Source organism: Streptomyces luteoverticillatus (genome assembly GCF_003970715.1).
Classification (GTDB): domain Bacteria; phylum Actinomycetota; class Actinomycetes; order Streptomycetales; family Streptomycetaceae; genus Streptomyces; species Streptomyces abikoensis.
Window position 1 is genome coordinate 4,875,171 of the sequence record NZ_CP034587.1, and the last position, 17,705, is coordinate 4,892,875.

The following is a 17,705-nucleotide window of genomic DNA, read 5'->3' on the forward strand; positions in this document are numbered from 1 at the left end:
GGCGGCCCGCAGTTGCAGGATGCTCCTGGGCACCGAGGGCGGCTGCGGGCCGCCTGTGGCTGGTCGCGCAGTTCCCCGCGCCCCTACGGCGCCTGCGGCGCCTTCAGCAGCCCCCCGATCCGCGCGGCGGCATCCGCCAAGCGGGCCCGCGCCTCGCGGAGCTGATCCGGCGTCACCCCGTGATCGCGCGCAGCGTCCCGTACCTCGTCGCGGAAGCGGTCCAGCAGCCGGTCGAGGTCGCGGGCCGGTTCCTTGGAGAGGGCGTCGTCGGCGACCGCCCACTCGGGCAGGGGGTACGAGGCGCGCAGCGGCTCGTCCTCCGCCCGCTCCACGACGATCACCGGCTCGTCGGCGGGCTGCCCCGGTGCCCGTCCGGACCGCATCTGCCCCGCCAGTACGCCGAGATCCTTGGCCAGCGCGCCGACGCCTTCGGCGATGCCCGCGGGCCAGTCGCCGTGCCGGGCGTGCTCACGGACCTGCTCCTGGACGCGCTCGGCGATGCGCCGTACCTCCTGGCGCGTCTGCTCCTGGGCCTGCCGGGCCTGGCGGCGGGCCGTCTGGGCGTCCTGACGGGCGCGGCGGCTCTCCTCCTTCGCCCGGCGGGCCTGCTCCTTCCACTCCTCCTTGGCCTTGCGGAACTCCTCCTTCGCCCCGGCGAAGTAATCCCCTCCGGAGCCGGCGGCCCCCGTCTCCGTGCGGGCCTTCAGCGCGTCCTCGCGCATCTCGCGGCGCAGGTCGCCGGCGGCGCCGCGCACGTCCTCGCGGATGTCGGCGGCCAGCGCGGCGACGGACTCGCGGATCTCCAGCTCCAGCTCGGCCAGCTCCCCACGCCGGTCGGCGAGTTCGGCGCGGCCGGCGTCGGTGATCGAGTAGACCTTGCGGCCGCCCTCGGTGGTGTGGGTGACCAGGCCCTCCGCCTCCAGCTTGGCGAGGCGGGGGTAGACGGTGCCGGCGGAGGGGGCGTAGAGCCCCTGGAAGCGCTCCTCCAGCAGGCGGATGACCTCGTAGCCGTGACGCGGGGCCTCGTCGAGGAGGCGCAGCAGGTACAGGCGGAGCCGGCCGTGGCCGAAGACGGGGGGCATCAGAGGACCTTTCCCGACGCGGGGGCGTCGTCTTCGGGGGACGGCGGCCGGCGCAGCAGCGCGACCGCGCCGGAGACAGTGGTGATCTTGAGCTTGCCGCCGCCCGAGCCCAGCGTGCCGGTGATCCGCTTGGCGCCCCACTGCCCGCCGACCCGCAGGTTCTCGAAGGCGCAGGAGACGGGGCCGCTGGTGGTGTTGGCCTCGACGTCGGCGTCGACCGGCTGCGGCAGCCGGATGGCGACCTCGCCGGAGACGGTGGTCAGCGCGAGGTCGGGGGTGCGGGCGGTGCCGGCGAGGTCGATGGTCATGTCGCCGTTGACGGTCTCCGCCTTGACCCGGCCGCCCGTGCCCTCGATCAGGGTCAGATCGCCCGAGACGGAGTTGAAGCGCAGGTCGCCGCCGAGGGCCTGGGCCTCCAGCCGCCCGGAGACGGACTCCGCGCGGACGTCGCCCCGTACGCCGACGAGCGTGACGTCCCCCGTGACGCCGCGGACCTCCGTGGGGCCCGCGATGCCGGAGACGACGGCGCTCGCGCCGACCACGCCGGTCTCGACGCGGGTGGCCGTGGGCACGGTCAGCGTGATCGTGACGGAGCGCTTCCACTCGTCGCGGTCGAACCACTTGAGGATGTTCTTCCAGGGCAGGTCGTCATAGGCGACCGTGAGGACGCCCTCCCGCAGGCTGACGACGAGCGGGGCTCCCTCGATCTCCGACAGCTCCAGCCCGGCGGGGCCGCTGTCGGTGCCCACGACATTGACGGTGCCGCCCACGACGCGCACCGCGAGCGCCGTGACGGGCTCCTCGAAGGTGAGCTTCTGGGGTGCGGCCAGTGACCACTGCGACCGGTCCGGCATTCCGGGCCTCCTCCGTTGGCGTAGTGCTGCGCGCGGCACCGCCGCGACGCAACATATCGCGTCTCCTGCAGAACACGATATATCGTGGCCCCGGGAAGTCAAGGGTCTTCCGAGTGGCATAGCGTTGACGCATGTCCGCTACTGATCACAGCCCGGCAGCGGGAGTTCTGCTGCTCTGCCGGGCCGAGCCCGACCGCGTCCGTCCGTCCGCGCAGCTCCTGCGCGAGCCGCTGCTCCTCGCCCCGGCGGGTGAGGAGTGGACCGTGCTGGTGCCGGGGGAGGACGCCTGGCACGCGGAGGGCGCGAGCCCGGCCGCCTTGACGGCCGAGTGGGCGCACGCCCTGACCGTCGCCGAACCCTGGCCGGCCGTGGGCCTGTGGTGGGACGCGGAAGGAGCCGGCTTCGTCGTCGCGGTGGGCTTCCGCCGCACGGTCGGCTACACCTGGCTGGCGGACGGCTCCCCGCTCGGGGAGGAGAGCGCCATGACGGCGCTGCGGGCCCGGCTGGGCCTGGACCCGGTGCTCGACGCGGAGGCGTTCGACCGGCTCACCCTGCCGGACTCGGACGCCGACGCGGCCGCGCGGGTGCTCGGGCTCGTCGCCGTCCTTGCCCGGGCCGGCCTCCACCTGCCGCCCGGCCTGACCCCGGGCACGGGCGCGGCCGAACTGCGCGCGGCGGCGGACGCGGCGCCGGAGGCGGAGCCCGTCGAGTGGCCCGGCTGGCGCACGATGGTGCGCGACGGCCTCGACGCGTCGGAGCGGGGGCCGCTGGGGCGGTGGGTACGGGGGCCGCGGGCGCGGGCGCTCGGCGCGGTGGAGGTTCTGGCGGGGGTGTCGCTCTGGGCGCTCGGGCGGCGCGGCGGCCGTCGGGGGATGAAGACCGCGGGCGCGGTCCTCGTCGCGGACGGCGCGCTCACGCTGGCGTACGACGTGTGGCGCTCGCGCGAGCGCTGAAAACGCCGGACGGGCCGACGAAGTCGGCCCGTCCGGCGCCTGCGCGTGTTACTCGTCGTCCTCGTCGTCCAGCCGTGCCAGCCACGTCGCCAGGCGCTCGACCGGGACCTCGAAGTCGGGGTTGAGGTCGACGAACGTACGGAGCTGCTCGGCCACCCAGCCGAGGGAGACCTCCTCCTCGCCCCGCCGGTTCTCCAGCTCCTCGATGCCGCGGTCGGTGAAGTACAACGTGATCTCCGTCAGGGGATGAGTCAATCGGTCCCGCCAAGGATAGGCGGCGCGCCCCGCGTCCCCCTCCGTCAGTCCACCCAGCGCGGCACCGTCACGATCTCCACCACCGCCGCCGACCAGGTGAACCCGGCCCCCACCCCCACCAGCAGGACGAGCTCACCGGGCGCGACCTCCTTCGCCTCGACCAGCCGCGCCAGTCCCGCGAACTGGTCGCCCGCCCCCAGGTGCCCCACGCCCCGGCTCCAGCCCCACGTCGTCCGTTCGGGATCGATCCCGAACGGAAGGAAGTACGCCGCCTCCAGCCGCCGCCCGCCCAGGTGCGGAAGGACGAACCGGTCCACCTCCCCGAGGCCGATCCCCGCCGCCTCCACCGCCCCCGTCAGCGCCCGGCGCTGCCCGCTCGCCACCCAGGCCACGGCCGCCGGCCGGCCCACCCGGCGCAGGAACTGCCGCTTGCACGCGTCGAGATCGACCGTCCCCGCCCGCCCGAAGGGCCGGTCGCCCCGGTGCATGCCCTCCAGCCGGGGTTCCGAGCAGGTCACCAGTGACCGCAGGCGCGCGAACCCACCGGCCCGGGAGAGCACGAGCGCGGCCCCGCCGTCCGCGTAGACCGTGCCCGGATCGCTGTGCCAGCGGTCGAAGCCGGGCGGGCGATAGGCGTCACCGGCCGTCAGCAGCGCCGCCGGCCGGTCCGTGCCCGCCCGCAGATACGCGGACGCCAGCTCCAGCGCGGCCATCCCGCCGTTGGAGACCTGCCGCACCTCCAGCGCCGGGCAGGCGGGCCGGGCGCCCGGCAGGGCCAGCGACTGGACGTAGGAGGCCGAGCCCCACAGCTCGTGCCCCTGGTCGTAGAGCGCCGCGTGCAGCAGCAGCCCGACGTCCGCCGCCCCGCACCCGGCGCGCCGCAGCGCCGCGCGGGCGGCCCGGGCGGCCATGCCGGGCCCCGAGTCCTCCGCCCCGGCGACGGTCACGGACACGGCTTCCGTGCGCCGGGCGATCGTCTCCGGCACCGGGACCGCCGGCGGCAGCCATGCCGCGCAGCCCGCGATGTACAGATCCTCGAAGGTCCTCGTCGTCATGGCCCACTGTGGCCGCCCCCGCCTCAAGGGCGGCTGGACCCACGGTCGATACGACGGAAGGCGGGCTCCCCCTCACAGGGGGAGCCCGCCTTCCGTCGTACTACAGAACCGCTAGGCGTCGAAGACCTCGGCGATCAGCGCCGCCTGCTCGGCCTGGTGGCGCTTGGCCGAGCCGACCGCCGGGGACGAGGAGTGCGAACGGGAGATCCGCCGCAGTCGCTCGCGGGCCGGGACGTCGGCGCCGACGGCCAGGTCCAGGTGGTCGATCAGGTTGAGCGCGATGAACGGCCACGCACCCTGGTTCGCCGGCTCCTCCTGCGCCCAGATGTAGCTCTCGGCGTTCTTGAACTTGGCGATCTCGGCCTGGAGCTCCTCACCCGGCAGCGGGTAGAGACGCTCGAGACGGATGATGGCGGTGTCCGTGCTGCCGCGCTTCTGCCGCTCGGCCTCCAGGTCGTAGTAGACCTTGCCGGAGCAGAAGACGACCTTGCGGACGGCCTCGGGCTGGACGCTGTCGTCGCCGATGACGGGACGGAAGCGACCGGTGGTGAACTCCTCCACCTTCGACGCCGCGGCCTTCAGACGCAGCATCGACTTCGGGGTGAAGACGATGAGCGGCTTGTGGTGCGGGTTGTGGACCTGCCAGCGCAGCAGGTGGAAGTAGTTCGACGGCAGCGTCGGCATGGCGACCGTCATGTTGTTCTGCGCGCAGAGCTGGAGGAACCGCTCGACACGGGCCGAGGAGTGGTCCGGGCCCTGGCCCTCGTAGCCGTGCGGCAGCAGCAGGGTGACACCAGAGGTCTGGTTCCACTTCTGCTCGGAGGAGGAGATGAACTCGTCCACCACCGACTGGGCGCCGTTGACGAAGTCGCCGAACTGCGCCTCCCACAGCACCAGCGCGTCCGGGCGGGCCAGCGAGTAGCCGTACTCGAAGCCCATCGCCGCGTACTCGCTGAGCAGCGAGTCGTAGACGTTGTAGCGGGCCTGGTCCTCGGAGAGGTAGAGCAGCGGGGTGTAGTCCTCGCCGGTCTCCCGGTCCACCAGCACCGCGTGGCGCTGGCCGAAGGTGCCGCGGCGGGAGTCCTGGCCGGCGAGCCGGACCGGGGTGCCCTCCATCAGCAGGGAGCCGAAGGCCAGGGTCTCGCCCATGCCCCAGTCGATGGTGCCGTCCTCGACGCTGGCCGCGCGGCGCTGCAGCTGCGGCAGCAGACGCGGGTGCACCGTGACGCCCTCGGGGAGGGTGACCTGCGACTCGGCGATGCGCTTGACGACCTCCTGGGAGATCGCGGTGTCCACCGCGACCGGGAAGCCGTCCAGCGGCGCCGCCGGGACCTCGGCGGGAGCCGGGGTCGTGTCGGCCTCGCGGACCTCGACGAACACCTTCTCCAGCTGGCCCTGGTAGTCCTGCAGGGCCTGCTCGGCCTCTTCCAGGGTGATGTCGCCACGGCCGATCAGCGACTCGGTGTAGAGCTTGCGCACCGAGCGCTTCTTGTCGATCAGGTCGTACATCAGCGGCTGGGTGAAGCCCGGGTTGTCGGACTCGTTGTGGCCGCGACGGCGGTAGCAGATCAGGTCGATGACGACGTCCTTGTTGAACGCCTGGCGGAACTCGAAGGCGAGCCGCGCGACGCGGACCACGGCCTCCGGGTCGTCACCGTTCACATGGAAGATCGGCGCCTCGATCATCCGGGCGACGTCGGTGCAGTACATCGACGAGCGCGAGGACTCCGGCGGCGCGGTGAAGCCGACCTGGTTGTTGATGACGATGTGCACGGTGCCGCCGGTGCGGTAGCCGCGCAGCTGCGACATGTTCAGGGTCTCGGCCACGACGCCCTGGCCCGCGAAGGCCGCGTCGCCGTGCAGCTGGATCGGCAGGACGGTGAAGTCCGTGCCGGCCTTGCCGATGATGTCCTGCTTGGCGCGGGCGATGCCCTCGACGACCGGGTCGACCGTCTCCAGGTGGGACGGGTTGGCGGCCAGCGAGACGTTGATCTGCTCGCCGTCCAGGCCGGTGAAGACGCCCTGGGCACCCAGGTGGTACTTCACGTCGCCGGAGCCGTGCATCGACTTCGGGTCGAGGTTGCCCTCGAACTCGCGGAAGATCTGCGCGTAGGACTTGCCGACGATGTTGGCGAGGACGTTCAGACGGCCACGGTGGGCCATGCCGATGACGGCCTCGTCCAGGCGGGACTCGGCGGCCGCGTCCAGCACCGCGTCCAGCAGCGGGATGACGGACTCGCCGCCCTCCAGCGAGAAGCGCTTCTGGCCGACGTACTTCGTCTGCAGGAACGTCTCGAACGCCTCGGCCGCGTTCAGGCGGCGGAGGATGCGCAGCTGCTCCTCGCGCTCCGGCTTGTGGTGCGGACGCTCGACGCGCTCCTGGATCCAGCGGCGCTGCTTCGGGTCCTGGATGTGCATGTACTCGATGCCGGTGGTGCGGCAGTACGAGTCGCGCAGCACGCCCAGGATGTCGCGCAGCTTCATCATCGACTTGCCGGCGAAGCCGCCGACCGCGAACTCGCGCTCCAGGTCCCACAGGGTGAGGCCGTGCTCGGTGATGTCGAGGTCGGGGTGCTTGCGCTGGCGGTACTCCAGCGGGTCGGTGTCGGCCATGACGTGGCCGCGGACCCGGTAGGAGTGGATCAGCTCGAAGACGCGGGCGGCCTTCGTGACGTCGTCGTCGTGCGAGGCGTCGATGTCCTTGAGCCAGCGGACCGGCTCGTAGGGGATGCGCAGCGCCTCGAAGATCTCGTCGTAGAAGTCGTTCTCGCCGAGGAGCAGCTGGTGCATGATCCGCAGGAACTCGCCGGAGGCGGCGCCCTGGATGACCCGGTGGTCGTACGTCGAGGTCAGGGTCATGACCTTGGAGATGCCCATCTTGTTCAGGGCGTCCTGCGAGGTGCCCTGGAACTCGGCGGGGTAGTCCATGGCGCCCACGCCGATGATGAGGCCCTGGCCGGGCATCAGACGCGGCACGGAGTGGACCGTGCCGATGCCACCGGGGTTGGTCAGCGACGCGGTGACGCCGGTGAAGTCCTCCATCGTCAGCTTGCCGACGCGGGCGCGCTTGACGATGTCCTCGTAGGCCTGCCAGAACTCGAAGAAGTTCAGGGTCTCGGCCTTCTTGATGGCCGCGACGACGAGCTGGCGGTCACCGTTCGGCTTGACCAGGTCGATGGCCAGACCGAGGTTGACGTGCTCGGGCTTGACGAGGGTGGGCTTGCCGTCCTTCTCCGTGAAGGAGTAGTTCATCGACGGCATCAGCTTCAGCGCCTGCACCATGGCGTAGCCGATGAGGTGCGTGAAGGAGACCTTGCCACCGCGGGCGCGCTGCAGGTGGTTGTTGATGACGATGCGCTGGTCGAACAGCAGCTTCACCGGGACGGCGCGGACGGACGTGGCCGTCGGCAGCTCCAGGGAGGCGTTCATGTTCTTGGCGACCGCGGCGGACGGACCGCGCAGCGTCACGAACTCGGGGCCCGCGCCCGGCTCGGCGGCCTTGGCGGCGGCCGGCTTGGCGACGGCGGGCTTCGCCACGGCGGGCTTGGCCGGAGCCGCTGCGGGAGCGGGCTTCGCGGCGGGAGCCGCGGCCGGAGCGGCCGGGGCCTGCGCCGCGGGGGCGGCCTGCGGGGCGGCGGCCGGAGCGGCCTGCGCCTGCGGCGCGGCGGCCGGGGCCTGGGCGGCGGCCGGTGCGGCCGAAGCGCCCCCGGTCACAGCCTGCCCCGGCGGAGCCGGGGCAGTGCCCGGCTTGTAGTCGGCGAAGAAGTCCCACCAGGCTCGGTCGACCGAGTTCGGGTCCTGGAGGTACTGCTGGTAGATCTCGTCGACGAGCCACTCATTGGGACCGAACACGTCGGCAGGACTCTTGGCCTGCCCCGCTTGGTCGGTCGAGATGCTCGAGGTGTTGGGGGACTGTGGCGACACGGCGGCAACCGCCCTCTTCCGCTTCCTAAGGTGGTGGACAGCGGGAATAAAGGCTACGCCTGTCGGGACCCCTAATGCAGGCCACCCGGGCCAGATCGTCGCCTAAGTCACACTCGACCTCTGGTTTCAGGGCACGAAGAGCTGGGAAAACCCGAAGGTTCCGCTTGACCCCGGGCTTTCCTGGGTTCGCCGAATCCTGCCCCACACCGGGTCGGATGTGTGCTCCCACCACCGACCCTACGTCAACTCGGCTCACGAGGACCTCCCGGAAGCGTGACCTTGATGCGGCACCCACGCGGGGACTCGGCCACCCCGATGCTCCCGCCGTGGAGGTCCACGGCCCAGCGGGCGATGGCCAGGCCCAGGCCCGTCCCGCCGTCCGCGCCGGGCCCCTGCGAGGCGCCGGAGCCCCGGTTGAAGCGCTCGAAGACGCGATGGCGCTCGGCCTCGGGGATGCCCGGCCCCTCGTCCACCACCTCCAGGGCCAGCGACTGGGCCCCCTCGCCCCGGCGGGCCCGCACGGTGACCCGGCCGTGCGGGGGAGAGTGCTTGACGGCGTTGTCCACCAGATTGGCGACCACCTGGTGCAGCCGTTCGGCGTCCGCGTGCGCCGTGAGCTCCGGGGGCGAGACGTCCAGGTGGAGATGGACGTCCTTGCGGGCGCGCGGCGAGGAGCCGCTGCCGCAGGCCATGCTCGCCTCCTTGAGGACCCCCGCCAGATACGGCCAGACCTCGAAGCGCCGGGCGTGCAGCGGCACCACCCCGTTGTCCAGCCGGGACAGGTCCAGCAACTGCTCCACCAGCCGGCCCAGCCGCTCCGTCTGCCGCAGCGCGGTGCGCATCGTCTCGGGGTCGGGGGCCGAGACCCCGTCCACCACGTTCTCCAGCACGGCCCGCAGCCCCGCGATGGGCGTGCGCAGCTCGTGCGAGACGTTGGCGACCAGCTCCTTGCGGTGGGTGTCCACCGCCTCCAGATCGGCCGCCATCCGGTTGAAGGCCTCGGCCAGATCCCCGAACTCGTCCCGCCGCCCGGCCCGCACCCGGCGGGTGTAGTCACCCCGTGCCATCGACCGGGTGACCGCGGTCATCTCGTCCAGCGGCGCGGTCAGGCCGTGCGCCACGAACTGGGTGATCAGCAGGGAGGCGATGATCGAGAAGACGGTGATCACCCGGAGCTCGGTCGCCGAGTGGATGGCGACGAACACCAGGAACGTCGTGATCACCACCGAGCCGATCACCAGCGCGCCCAGCGCCGCCTTCACCGACCGATAGGGGTCCAGGGGACGCAGCGCCTCCCAGAGCCTGCTCCACAGCCCCTGCGGCGCTCGGCCGTCACCGGGCACCGGGATCACCGTAACGAGTCATGCCGCCCGCCCCGCACCACAGGTGCCGTCATGCCGCCGGGGTCTCCAGCGCGTAGCCCACCCCGTGGACCGTACGGATCCGCTCCGCCCCGATCTTGCGGCGCAGCGCCTTGATGTGGCTGTCCACCGTCCGGGTGCCGGAGGCGTCCGCCCAGTCCCACACCTCCGCGAGCAGCTGCTCGCGGGAGAGGACCGCGCGCGGGGTGTTGGCCAGGCAGACGAGCAGGTCGAACTCGGTCGGCGTCAGATGGACGTCCCCGCCGCGCACCCGCACCCGGCGCTGCGCGTGGTCGATCTCCAGCTCGCCCAGCCGCAGGATGCCGCTGCGCGGGGTGTGCGCGGCCAGCGTGGCCCGCTCCACCCGGCGCAGCAGGACGTGCACCCGGGCGGCGAGCTCGCGCATCGAGAACGGCTTGGTCATGTAGTCGTCCGCCCCGACGCCGAGACCGACCAGCATGTCGGTCTCGTCGTCGCGCGCGGTCAGCATGAGGACGGGAACCGGCCGCTGCGCCTGCACCCGGCGGCAGACCTCCAGGCCGTCGAAACCGGGCAGCATCACGTCCAGGACCAGCAGGTCCGGCTGCCATGCCTCGGCGGTGTCGACGGCGGCGGGCCCGTCGCCCGCGGTGCGTACCTGAAATCCCTCGGCCCGCAGACGGGCCGCGATGGCATCGGTGATCGTCCGGTCGTCCTCGACGATCAGTACCCGACGCTGTGCCCCGGTGGAGGCCACGACGCCGCTCGGGCCGATGTGTGTGTGCTCCATGCGCCCCGCCCCTAAGCGTGTTCCCGTAGCGATGTGACTACGGGTCCTGCACCTGTGGAAGGCAGGGTACGGGCACCCGGCGGGACTCGGCTACGCGGCGGCTACGCGGCGCGGATGCCGAGGTGAACGACGTCCGGGACGCCTCGGGCAACGGTGATCTCTTCCGTCGTTACCCCGGCGAACCCGGCATTACGGAGGGCCTGTTCGAACGCCTCCGAGGGCTGCGCGGACCACACGGCGAGCACCCCGCCGGGCGTCAGCCGGTCCCGGCACGCGGCGAGTCCGGTGGGGGAGTAGAGGCTGCCGTTGTCCTCCGTGACGGTCCAGTCGGGGCCGTTGTCGATGTCCAGGCAGAGCGCGTCGAAAGCGGGACCCGGCGCCCGGAGGTACGCCAAGAGGTCGGCGTGGACGATCTCGGTGCGGGGGTCGGCGAGCGCCGCCGCCGAGTACGCGCCCAGCGGGCCCTCGCGGTGCCAGTCCACGACGGCCGCCTCCCGTTCGACGACGGCGATCCGCCCCAGCGCGGCTCCTCCGCCGCTCTGGCGAGCGAGAAGCCCACACCGAGGCCACCGATCAGGACGGCCGGTTCCTTTCGCTCGGCGGGAAGGGCGGCCAGGGCCGCGTCGACGAGCAGCCGCTCGGAGCGCCCGTCCGAGGTGTCCATCAGGAAACAACCGTTGGCGATGATCTCGAAGTGCTCGCTCCGCCGTCTGAGCACGACCTCTCCATAGGGGCCCTCGCGGCGGTCGATGACGGTGGCGGGCGAGTCGTAGCGGCGCATTGCTTACTGCCTCCTGTTGACCGTTCGGTGACTGTCGACGAACCGGCCGACGCCAGTAAGCGTCAAGAGGTTGACAAAGGTGACAGGAGTCACGACCAGAGGTTGATCCGGCGCCCGACCGTGGACCTTAATGTTCAAGGAAGCCCGGAGGAACGCGCGGAAAGGGGCCGACCGAGTGACCGCGGTTGACGCCGACCGGAACGCCCACGCGACGCCCGCCGCCCCCGGCCGCCTCCGCACCGCGCTCCGCCGCCTCGGCCGACTGCTGCCCACCCCCACCGGCACACCCTTCACCTTCTGCTACGGCCTGATCCTGCTGGGCACGGCCGTCTACGCCGACTTCGGCGACCAGGCCACCGTCGACCAGCTGCTCCGCGACTCCAGCACGGACGCCGCCCACCTGACCGACCAGCCGCTGGTCGTCCTGGTCGCCAGCGCCCTGTGGGTGGCCGGCGGGCTCTACTCGGCGTACGGCGTGGCCTTCGCGCTCGTCCTCACCGCGCTGGAACGGCGCGTGGGCGGCGCCCGGACGGCCGGGGTCTTCCTCGTCGGCCACGTCCTGGCCACCCTCGCCACGGAACTCCCGGTGGCTGGCGCCGTCGCGGCCGGGCAACTGCCCGAATCCTCGCTGCACCGGCTCGACTACGGCATCAGCTTCGGCCTCATGGCCTGCATCGGCGCGCTCTCCGGGCTGGTGTCGCGCCCGGCGCGATGGGCCATGCTGGGCGTGGCGGGCGCCATGTGCGCCCAGGACCTGATCGAGCTCATCGATCCGCTCGCCAGCGCGGGGCACCCCATCGCGCTGCTCACGGGCATCGCCTGCCGGTCGCTGATCCGCGACGGACTGCCGAGGCCGGTCGGGGCGCGGGAGCGGGCGGAGGCAGAGGCGGACGTTGTGCCGCCCGCCGCGGTGCCGCCCGCGCGGGCGGCGGTCCCCGCGCCCCCGCGCCAGCGGGTGGAGGGCGACGAGCCGCGTGCCGCAGCGGACAGCGCCCTCCACAGCCGCTGAGCGGCCGGATCCGAATTCACCCCGACGGGCTACCCCCGCACCGCCCCTCGACGATCGCTCACGGCGAACAAACCCCTGGGAACAATCACCCCTGCCCCGAGCATTGAGTCGGCATAGCTCAACTTGCCTGCCGAAGGGGAGATCATGGCTTCGATGTCCGCACCGCTCACCCTGCCCGTGCTGCCGCTCGACGACGAGGTGGTGCTGCCCGGCATGGTGGTGCCGCTCGACCTGTCGGACACGGAGGTCCGGGCGGCCGTCGAAGCCGCCCAGGCCGCGGCGAAGGGCTCCGGCGGCAAGCCACGCGTCCTGCTCGTCCCACGCGTGGACGGCACATACGCGGGCGTCGGCACGCTGGGCACGGTCGAGCAGGTGGGCCGGCTGTCGGACGGCGACCCCGGCGCGCTCATCCGCGGCGACCGCCGCGTGCGCATCGGCGCGGGCACGACCGGCCCCGGCGCCGCCCTGTGGGTCGAGGGCGCCTCGATGGAGGAGCTCACCCCCGACCCACTGCCCGGCGCGGTGTCGGAGCTGATGAAGGAGTACAAGGCCCTCGCCACCAGCTGGCTGCGCAAGCGCGGGGCCTGGCAGGTCGTCGACCGCGTCCAGCAGATCGAGGACCCCGGGCTGCTCGCCGACAACTCCGGCTACTCGCCCTTCCTCACCGTCGCCCAGCGCGTCGAGCTGCTGGAGACCACCGACCCGGTGGCCCGGCTGAAGCTCGCCGTGAAGTGGCTCGGCGACCACCTCGCCGAGCAGGACGTGGCCGAGTCCATCGCCAAGGACGTCCAGGAAGGCGTCGACAAGCAGCAGCGCGAGTTCCTGCTCCGCCGCCAGCTGGAGGCCGTCCGCAAGGAGCTCGCCGAGCTCAACGGCGACCCGGAGAACGAGTCCGAGGACTACCGCGCCCGCGTCGAGGCCGCCGACCTGCCTGGACACGTCCGCGAAGCGGCCCTCAAGGAGGTCGGCAAGCTGGAGCGCGCCTCCGACCAGAGCCCCGAGGGCGGCTGGATCCGCACCTGGCTCGACACGGTCCTGGAGCTGCCGTGGAACGAGCGCACCGAGGACGCCTACGACATCCCCGGTGCCAAGGCCGTGCTCGACGCGGACCACGCGGGCCTGGAGGACGTCAAGGAACGGATCACCGAGTACCTGGCGGTGCGCAAGCGGCGCGCCGACCGGGGGCTGGGCGTGGTCGGCGGGCGGCGCGGGGGCGCGGTGCTCGCGCTCGTCGGCCCGCCCGGCGTGGGCAAGACCTCGCTGGGCGAGTCCGTCGCCCGGGCCATGGGCCGGACGTTCGTCCGCGTCGCCCTCGGCGGCGTCCGCGACGAGGCCGAGATCCGCGGCCACCGGCGGACGTATGTGGGCGCGCTGCCCGGCCGGATCGTCCGGGCCATCAAGGAGGCCGGCTCGATGAACCCGGTCGTCCTCCTCGACGAGATCGACAAGGTCGGCTCCGACTTCCGCGGCGACCCGGCCGCGGCCCTTCTGGAGGTCCTCGACCCCGCCCAGAACCACACCTTCCGCGACCACTACCTGGAGGTCGAACTCGACCTCTCCGACGTCGTCTTCCTGGCCACCGCCAACGTCCTGGAGGCCATCCCCGAGGCCCTCCTCGACCGCATGGAGCTCGTCCGCCTCGACGGCTACACCGAGGACGAGAAGGTCGTCATCGCCCGCGACCACCTGCTCCGCCGCCAGCTGGAGCGCGCCGGCCTGGAGGCCGACGAGGTCGTGCTGGAGGACGACGCCCTGCGCAAGCTCGCCGGCGAGTACACCCGCGAAGCGGGTGTACGGAACCTGGAGCGCGCCATCGCCCGGCTGCTCCGCAAGGTCGCGGCCAAGCACGAACTGGGCGAGCGGGAGCTGCCCTTCACCATCGGCACGGAGGAACTGCGCCCGCTGATAGGACGCCCGCACCACACGCCCGAGTCCGCGCAGGACCCGGCCGAGCGGCGCACGGCCGTCCCGGGCGTGGCCACGGGCCTCGCGGTCACCGGCGCGGGCGGCGACGTGTTGTTCGTCGAGGCGTCCCTGGCCGACCCGGAGAGCGGCGGCGCGGGCCTGGCGCTCACCGGCCAGCTCGGCGACGTCATGAAGGAGTCGGCGCAGATCGCGCTCTCCTTCCTCCGCTCGCATGGCGCCGAGCTGGAGCTGCCCGTCGGCGACTTCAAGGAGCGCGGCGTCCATCTGCACGTCCCGGCGGGCGCGGTCCCGAAGGACGGCCCGAGCGCGGGCGTCACGATGACCACGGCCCTGGCTTCGCTCCTCTCCGGCCGCCAGGTCCGCCCGGACGTGGCGATGACGGGCGAGGTCTCCCTGACCGGCCGCGTCCTGCCCGTCGGAGGCGTCAAGCAGAAGCTGCTGGCCGCGCACCGGGCGGGCATCACCACGGTGATCATCCCCAAGCGGAACGAGCCGGATCTGGACGATGTGCCGGCCGAGGTGCTGGAGAAGCTGGAGGTCCACCCGGTGTCGGACGTCAGGAGGGTGCTGGAGCTGGCGCTGACGCCGGCGACGGTCTCAGACGAGCAGGTGCCGCTGGCGGCGGCGTAAGACGGTGATGACGATGGCCCCCAAGCGTGCTTGGGGGCCATCGTCATACGTTCATTCGTCAGGGATGGTGGCTGACGGCCCGGTCGAGGAGGGCGTGGAGGGTGGCCTTCTCGTCGTGGGTGAGGGCGCTCAAGGGGGAGTCCTCGGAGAGGGCGGCGATGAGGCGCTCACGCAGCGCCGTGCCCTCGGCCGTCAGGATCAGCTGCTTGGCGCGGCGGTCCGTGGGGTGGGGGTGGCGCTCCAGGAGCCCCAGGCACTCCAGCTTGTCGATGACGAACGTCGCGTTGGACGGCTCGCAGCTCATGCGGTCGGCGAGCTCGCGCATCGTCATCGGGCCGTTGAGCTCGCGGAGTGCCGTGGCCTGGGGTGCGGTGAGGCCGAGGCCGGTCGCTGCCACGCGTACGTGGTCGGAGATCTGGCGGGCGAGGCCGTTCACCAGTCCGCAGAGCTGTCGCTCGGCGAGGGTCTGCGGTTCTGGGCTGCTCATGGAGCCATCTTAAGGCAACTGCATCAAGCGGACATCTTTATAGCTTGAATCATTCAAGCTGGAAGATTATCGTGGGACGCATGACGACCAACTCCCAGCACGGCCTGGGCGATCGACTGCGCCGCCCGTCGGGGATCCGCAGCCTCCAGCTCGGCGACATCAAGGTCACGTACGTCCCGGACGGCGTGGTCCAGCTCTCGGCGCGCGGCTGGCTGCCGACCAGCACGGAGGAGGAGTGGGCCGCCCACTCCGCGTATCTGGACGACTCCGGCCATTTCGTGGCGGGCATGGGTGGTCTCCTGGTGGAGCACGGCGACCGTGCACTGCTGATCGACGCGGGCTTCGGCCCCCAGTCCTTCCCGGCCGGGGAGGGCGGCCCCATCGGGGCGATCTCCGGCGGCGGCCTGCTCGACAGCCTCGCCGAGATCGGCCGGGCCCCCGTCGGCATAGAGGCCGTGGCCGTCACCCACCTCCACATCGACCACATCGGCTGGCTCTACCAGCCGGCCCCGGGCACCGAGGAGCTCCCCTTCGCCCACGCCGACCACCTCGTCAGCGAGGAGGAGTGGACGAACCGCCACCTCCTGGAGGCACACGGCATCACCAAGGAGACGACCGCGATCCTGGAACCCCGGATCCGCACCGTCGCCGACGGCGAGGAGATCTTCCCGGGCGTCCGCGTCGCGCTCTCGCAGGGCCACACGGCGGGCCACGCCTCGTACGTCATCTCCGGCGGCGACGGCCGCCGTCTGATCGCCTTCGGCGACGCCATGCACACGCCCGTCCAGATCGCCCACCCGGAATGGTCCGCCGTCGTCGACCACGACGCGGAGCGATCGGCGACCCACCGCCGCCGACTGGTCGAGGAGCTCGCCGAGCCCGGCACGATCGGCTTCGGCATCCACTTCGCCGACGTGCCCTTCGGCCGCGCCCGCCGCGACGGCGCCGGAAGCCCGGCGGTCTGGGAGCCGGTCGACGCGTAACACCCAGGGCCCGCCGCCGGTGGTCCCCCGACGGGGGTGGGGGACCACGCGGGCGGCGGGTCAGTACGCCTGAAGCTCAATCAGATTGCCGCCGGGATCGCGCAGATGGGCGGTACGCAGCCCGGGACCCCACTCGGGCCGGTCGGTGGCGGGTGCGACCTCCGTCGCGCCGTGCCGCAGACATAGCGCGAGCCCGGCGTCGACGTCGTCCACCCGGCAGACGAACATCACGTGATCCTGCGTGGGTGCGGCGGCCTGCGCAGGCAGATGCGTGGTGTCGGCGACGGCCGCCATCGCGGCGCGGTCGAAGAGCACGAGCACGGCCTCGTCGCCGACGTCCCAGTTGGCGTACGGGCCTGAGGGCTCGCCCTTCCTCCGCACGGCGCCGATGAGTTCCGGCAGGACGGCGTCGTAGAAACGGAAGCTGTCGGCGAAGCGGTCCGTGAGCAGGCGCGGGTGCAGTGCGTCCATGGGTGCCGCCACCTCCCCCTCAAAATAGTAGGTTTGAACCCACTATAGGTGCGAGCCTAGAATCTGCCTATGGAACCCGCCGCGACCCCGCCCACCCTCATGGGCCTGAGCACGTACCTGCTCGCCACGATCGGCAGAACAGCCCGGGCCCGCCTGGCCGACCGCCTCGCCGCACGAGGCTTCCGCCTCTGGCACATGGCCCTCCTCGCCGCCCTCGCAGACTTCGGCCCCCACGCCCAGCGCGACCTGGCCCGCCGGCTGTCCATCGACCCCAGCGACATCACCAAGCTCGTGGACGAACTCGCCACCACGGGCTGCGTGGAACGCACCCGCGACCCCGCCGATCGCCGCCGCGTCGCGGTGACCCTGACGGAGGCGGGCCGCGCGGCCCTGGCGGAACTCAACGCGGAGGCGGCGGCGGTCCAGGACGAAGTCCTGGCCCCGCTGTCCGCGTCCGAGTGTGAGCAGTTGGCGGGGCTGCTGGGGCGGGTGTTCGCGGGGCTGGGCGGCGGGTGAACGGTTCCGGGCGTACCTGATCGCCGGGTGAGTCGTTGGACGGCGTGGACTCGTGGCGGCAGCGAGGAGGAGCCCGGGTGACCATGGGCCCGGACGGCGTCACCGCCTCCGGGAGCCCCGGGGGCCGCACGCCCCCGTAGTCCGTGAAACGCCGCACCCCACAGGCCGTACAACGCTGCTCCCCGTTGTCGGAAACCCAGCATCCGTCGTGCGGGCAGTGGTTCACGAGCCGCCCGACCGCCCTCATCGACGCCCCTCCGTCACCACGCCGTGCGTCACGATCCAGTGCGTCCGCGCTGTCGCCGCCGCGCGGGCACGGTCCTCGCCGACCGCCCTCATCTGGGCGTCCTCCAGCTCGACGCACTCGGCGCAGCCGCTCAGATACGGCCGCAGTCCCGCCGCGTTCCGGTCCTCGCGCGTCGCGAGCCGCAACGCCGAGGGCGGCACCTCCCAGACCGACCCACCGCCCGGCTGCCGGACCGCCACGAGGGTCTCGCCCTCGCCGACCACCTGGGCGATCCTGTCGTCGCGGGTATCCACGACATAGGCACCGATCCTGTACGTCACCATTCCGGCCTTTCGCTCGCTCTGCTCTCGGCTCGCAAGGAACGTATGGCCGTCGTATACCGCGAACCAGATTCGGAACGTG

The 17,705-nt window shown here is 72.4% G+C and carries 16 protein-coding genes and 1 pseudogene; 5 read left to right on the plus strand and 12 right to left on the minus strand.

Going from position 1 to position 17,705, the window contains the following annotated elements; translation table 11 throughout:
- Positions 1 to 83: 83 nt before the first annotated feature.
- Together EKH77_RS21795 and EKH77_RS21800 are read right to left on the minus strand one after the other, a co-directional pair.
- A complete protein-coding gene (locus tag EKH77_RS21795) occupies positions 84 to 1,082 on the minus strand; it encodes a PadR family transcriptional regulator (protein ID WP_126916011.1) in 999 nt (332 codons plus the stop codon).
- On the minus strand, positions 1,082 to 1,936 hold the full coding sequence (locus EKH77_RS21800) for a DUF4097 family beta strand repeat-containing protein (RefSeq protein ID WP_126916012.1): 855 nt from the start codon (positions 1,934 to 1,936) through the stop codon (positions 1,082 to 1,084). Before EKH77_RS21800 ends, EKH77_RS21795 begins: the two co-directional genes overlap by 1 nt.
- Before the next feature lie 131 nt (positions 1,937 to 2,067).
- Between EKH77_RS21800 and EKH77_RS21805 the strand changes: the two genes are divergently transcribed.
- Positions 2,068 to 2,889: a hypothetical protein gene (locus EKH77_RS21805; protein WP_126916013.1), complete on the plus strand. Its 822-nt coding sequence runs from the start codon at positions 2,068 to 2,070 to the stop codon at positions 2,887 to 2,889.
- A 48-nt stretch (positions 2,890 to 2,937) separates the two neighbouring features.
- On the opposite strand, the gene EKH77_RS21810 is transcribed toward EKH77_RS21805, so the two are convergent.
- From EKH77_RS21810 to EKH77_RS21835, 6 genes and pseudogenes are all read right to left on the minus strand, one after another.
- Positions 2,938 to 3,117, minus strand: a complete 180-nt coding sequence (locus EKH77_RS21810; RefSeq protein WP_126916014.1) for a DUF6104 family protein — start codon at positions 3,115 to 3,117, stop codon at positions 2,938 to 2,940.
- A gap of 71 nt (positions 3,118 to 3,188) precedes the next feature.
- A complete protein-coding gene (locus EKH77_RS21815) occupies positions 3,189 to 4,199 on the minus strand; it encodes a ketoacyl-ACP synthase III family protein (RefSeq protein WP_126916015.1) in 1,011 nt (336 codons plus the stop codon).
- Positions 4,200 to 4,310: 111 nt separating this feature from the next.
- On the minus strand, positions 4,311 to 8,123 hold the full coding sequence (locus tag EKH77_RS21820; protein WP_126916016.1) for a multifunctional oxoglutarate decarboxylase/oxoglutarate dehydrogenase thiamine pyrophosphate-binding subunit/dihydrolipoyllysine-residue succinyltransferase subunit: 3,813 nt from the start codon (positions 8,121 to 8,123) through the stop codon (positions 4,311 to 4,313).
- A gap of 242 nt (positions 8,124 to 8,365) precedes the next feature.
- Positions 8,366 to 9,466 (minus strand): HAMP domain-containing sensor histidine kinase, encoded by a 1,101-nt coding sequence (locus EKH77_RS21825; RefSeq protein WP_126916017.1) that lies wholly within the window; start codon positions 9,464 to 9,466, stop codon positions 8,366 to 8,368.
- A 49-nt stretch (positions 9,467 to 9,515) separates the two neighbouring features.
- On the minus strand, positions 9,516 to 10,253 hold the full coding sequence (locus tag EKH77_RS21830; protein ID WP_126916018.1) for a response regulator transcription factor: 738 nt from the start codon (positions 10,251 to 10,253) through the stop codon (positions 9,516 to 9,518).
- A gap of 101 nt (positions 10,254 to 10,354) precedes the next feature.
- Positions 10,355 to 11,034: pseudogene (locus tag EKH77_RS21835) on the minus strand (spermidine synthase).
- A 175-nt stretch (positions 11,035 to 11,209) separates the two neighbouring features.
- On the opposite strand from EKH77_RS21835, the gene EKH77_RS21840 reads away from it, so the two are divergent.
- Both EKH77_RS21840 and lon read left to right on the plus strand, forming a co-directional pair.
- Positions 11,210 to 12,043: a rhomboid-like protein gene (locus EKH77_RS21840; RefSeq protein WP_206279898.1), complete on the plus strand. Its 834-nt coding sequence runs from the start codon at positions 11,210 to 11,212 to the stop codon at positions 12,041 to 12,043.
- Between the two features lie 144 nt (positions 12,044 to 12,187).
- Entirely contained in the window at positions 12,188 to 14,599 is a 2,412-nt protein-coding gene (gene lon / locus EKH77_RS21845; RefSeq protein ID WP_126916019.1) for an endopeptidase La, read from the plus strand.
- A 58-nt stretch (positions 14,600 to 14,657) separates the two neighbouring features.
- On the opposite strand, the gene EKH77_RS21850 is transcribed toward lon, so the two are convergent.
- Positions 14,658 to 15,086, minus strand: a complete 429-nt coding sequence (locus EKH77_RS21850; protein ID WP_126916020.1) for a MarR family winged helix-turn-helix transcriptional regulator — start codon at positions 15,084 to 15,086, stop codon at positions 14,658 to 14,660.
- Positions 15,087 to 15,166: 80 nt separating this feature from the next.
- Between EKH77_RS21850 and EKH77_RS21855 the strand changes: the two genes are divergently transcribed.
- Positions 15,167 to 16,069 (plus strand): MBL fold metallo-hydrolase, encoded by a 903-nt coding sequence (locus EKH77_RS21855; RefSeq protein WP_126916021.1) that lies wholly within the window; start codon positions 15,167 to 15,169, stop codon positions 16,067 to 16,069.
- 60 nt (positions 16,070 to 16,129) lie between these two features.
- Here EKH77_RS21855 and EKH77_RS21860 read toward each other — a convergent pair whose 3' ends face one another.
- On the minus strand, positions 16,130 to 16,540 hold the full coding sequence (locus tag EKH77_RS21860) for a VOC family protein (protein WP_126916022.1): 411 nt from the start codon (positions 16,538 to 16,540) through the stop codon (positions 16,130 to 16,132).
- Positions 16,541 to 16,609: 69 nt separating this feature from the next.
- On the opposite strand from EKH77_RS21860, the gene EKH77_RS21865 reads away from it, so the two are divergent.
- Positions 16,610 to 17,056 (plus strand): MarR family winged helix-turn-helix transcriptional regulator, encoded by a 447-nt coding sequence (locus EKH77_RS21865; protein WP_126916023.1) that lies wholly within the window; start codon positions 16,610 to 16,612, stop codon positions 17,054 to 17,056.
- On the opposite strand, the gene EKH77_RS34780 is transcribed toward EKH77_RS21865, so the two are convergent.
- Together EKH77_RS34780 and EKH77_RS21870 are read right to left on the minus strand one after the other, a co-directional pair.
- A complete protein-coding gene (locus tag EKH77_RS34780; protein WP_430980999.1) occupies positions 16,941 to 17,303 on the minus strand; it encodes a DUF6255 family natural product biosynthesis protein in 363 nt (120 codons plus the stop codon). The two genes, EKH77_RS21865 and EKH77_RS34780, sit on opposite strands and share 116 nt — an antisense overlap.
- The gene (locus EKH77_RS21870) at positions 17,300 to 17,626 is read right to left on the minus strand and encodes a hypothetical protein (protein ID WP_126916024.1); all 327 of its coding nucleotides are present in this window, start codon (positions 17,624 to 17,626) and stop codon (positions 17,300 to 17,302) included. Before EKH77_RS21870 ends, EKH77_RS34780 begins: the two co-directional genes overlap by 4 nt.
- Positions 17,627 to 17,705 lie beyond the last annotated feature (79 nt).

What these genes read in the sequence shown, in the direction of transcription:
- EKH77_RS21795 (WP_126916011.1), bottom strand. Translation starts at nt 1,082, where the DNA reads ATGCCCCCCGTCTTCGGCCACGGCCGGCTCCGCCTGTACCTGCTGCGC.
- EKH77_RS21800 (WP_126916012.1), bottom strand. Translation starts at nt 1,936, where the DNA reads ATGCCGGACCGGTCGCAGTGGTCACTGGCCGCACCCCAGAAGCTCACC.
- EKH77_RS21805 (WP_126916013.1), top strand. Translation starts at nt 2,068, where the DNA reads ATGTCCGCTACTGATCACAGCCCGGCAGCGGGAGTTCTGCTGCTCTGC.
- EKH77_RS21815 (WP_126916015.1), bottom strand. Translation starts at nt 4,199, where the DNA reads ATGACGACGAGGACCTTCGAGGATCTGTACATCGCGGGCTGCGCGGCA.
- EKH77_RS21830 (WP_126916018.1), bottom strand. Translation starts at nt 10,253, where the DNA reads ATGGAGCACACACACATCGGCCCGAGCGGCGTCGTGGCCTCCACCGGG.
- lon (WP_126916019.1), top strand. Translation starts at nt 12,188, where the DNA reads ATGGCTTCGATGTCCGCACCGCTCACCCTGCCCGTGCTGCCGCTCGAC.
- EKH77_RS21850 (WP_126916020.1), bottom strand. Translation starts at nt 15,086, where the DNA reads ATGAGCAGCCCAGAACCGCAGACCCTCGCCGAGCGACAGCTCTGCGGA.
- EKH77_RS21855 (WP_126916021.1), top strand. Translation starts at nt 15,167, where the DNA reads ATGACGACCAACTCCCAGCACGGCCTGGGCGATCGACTGCGCCGCCCG.
- EKH77_RS21860 (WP_126916022.1), bottom strand. Translation starts at nt 16,540, where the DNA reads ATGGACGCACTGCACCCGCGCCTGCTCACGGACCGCTTCGCCGACAGC.
- EKH77_RS21865 (WP_126916023.1), top strand. Translation starts at nt 16,610, where the DNA reads ATGGAACCCGCCGCGACCCCGCCCACCCTCATGGGCCTGAGCACGTAC.
- EKH77_RS34780 (WP_430980999.1), bottom strand. Translation starts at nt 17,303, where the DNA reads ATGAGGGCGGTCGGGCGGCTCGTGAACCACTGCCCGCACGACGGATGC.
- EKH77_RS21870 (WP_126916024.1), bottom strand. Translation starts at nt 17,626, where the DNA reads ATGGTGACGTACAGGATCGGTGCCTATGTCGTGGATACCCGCGACGAC.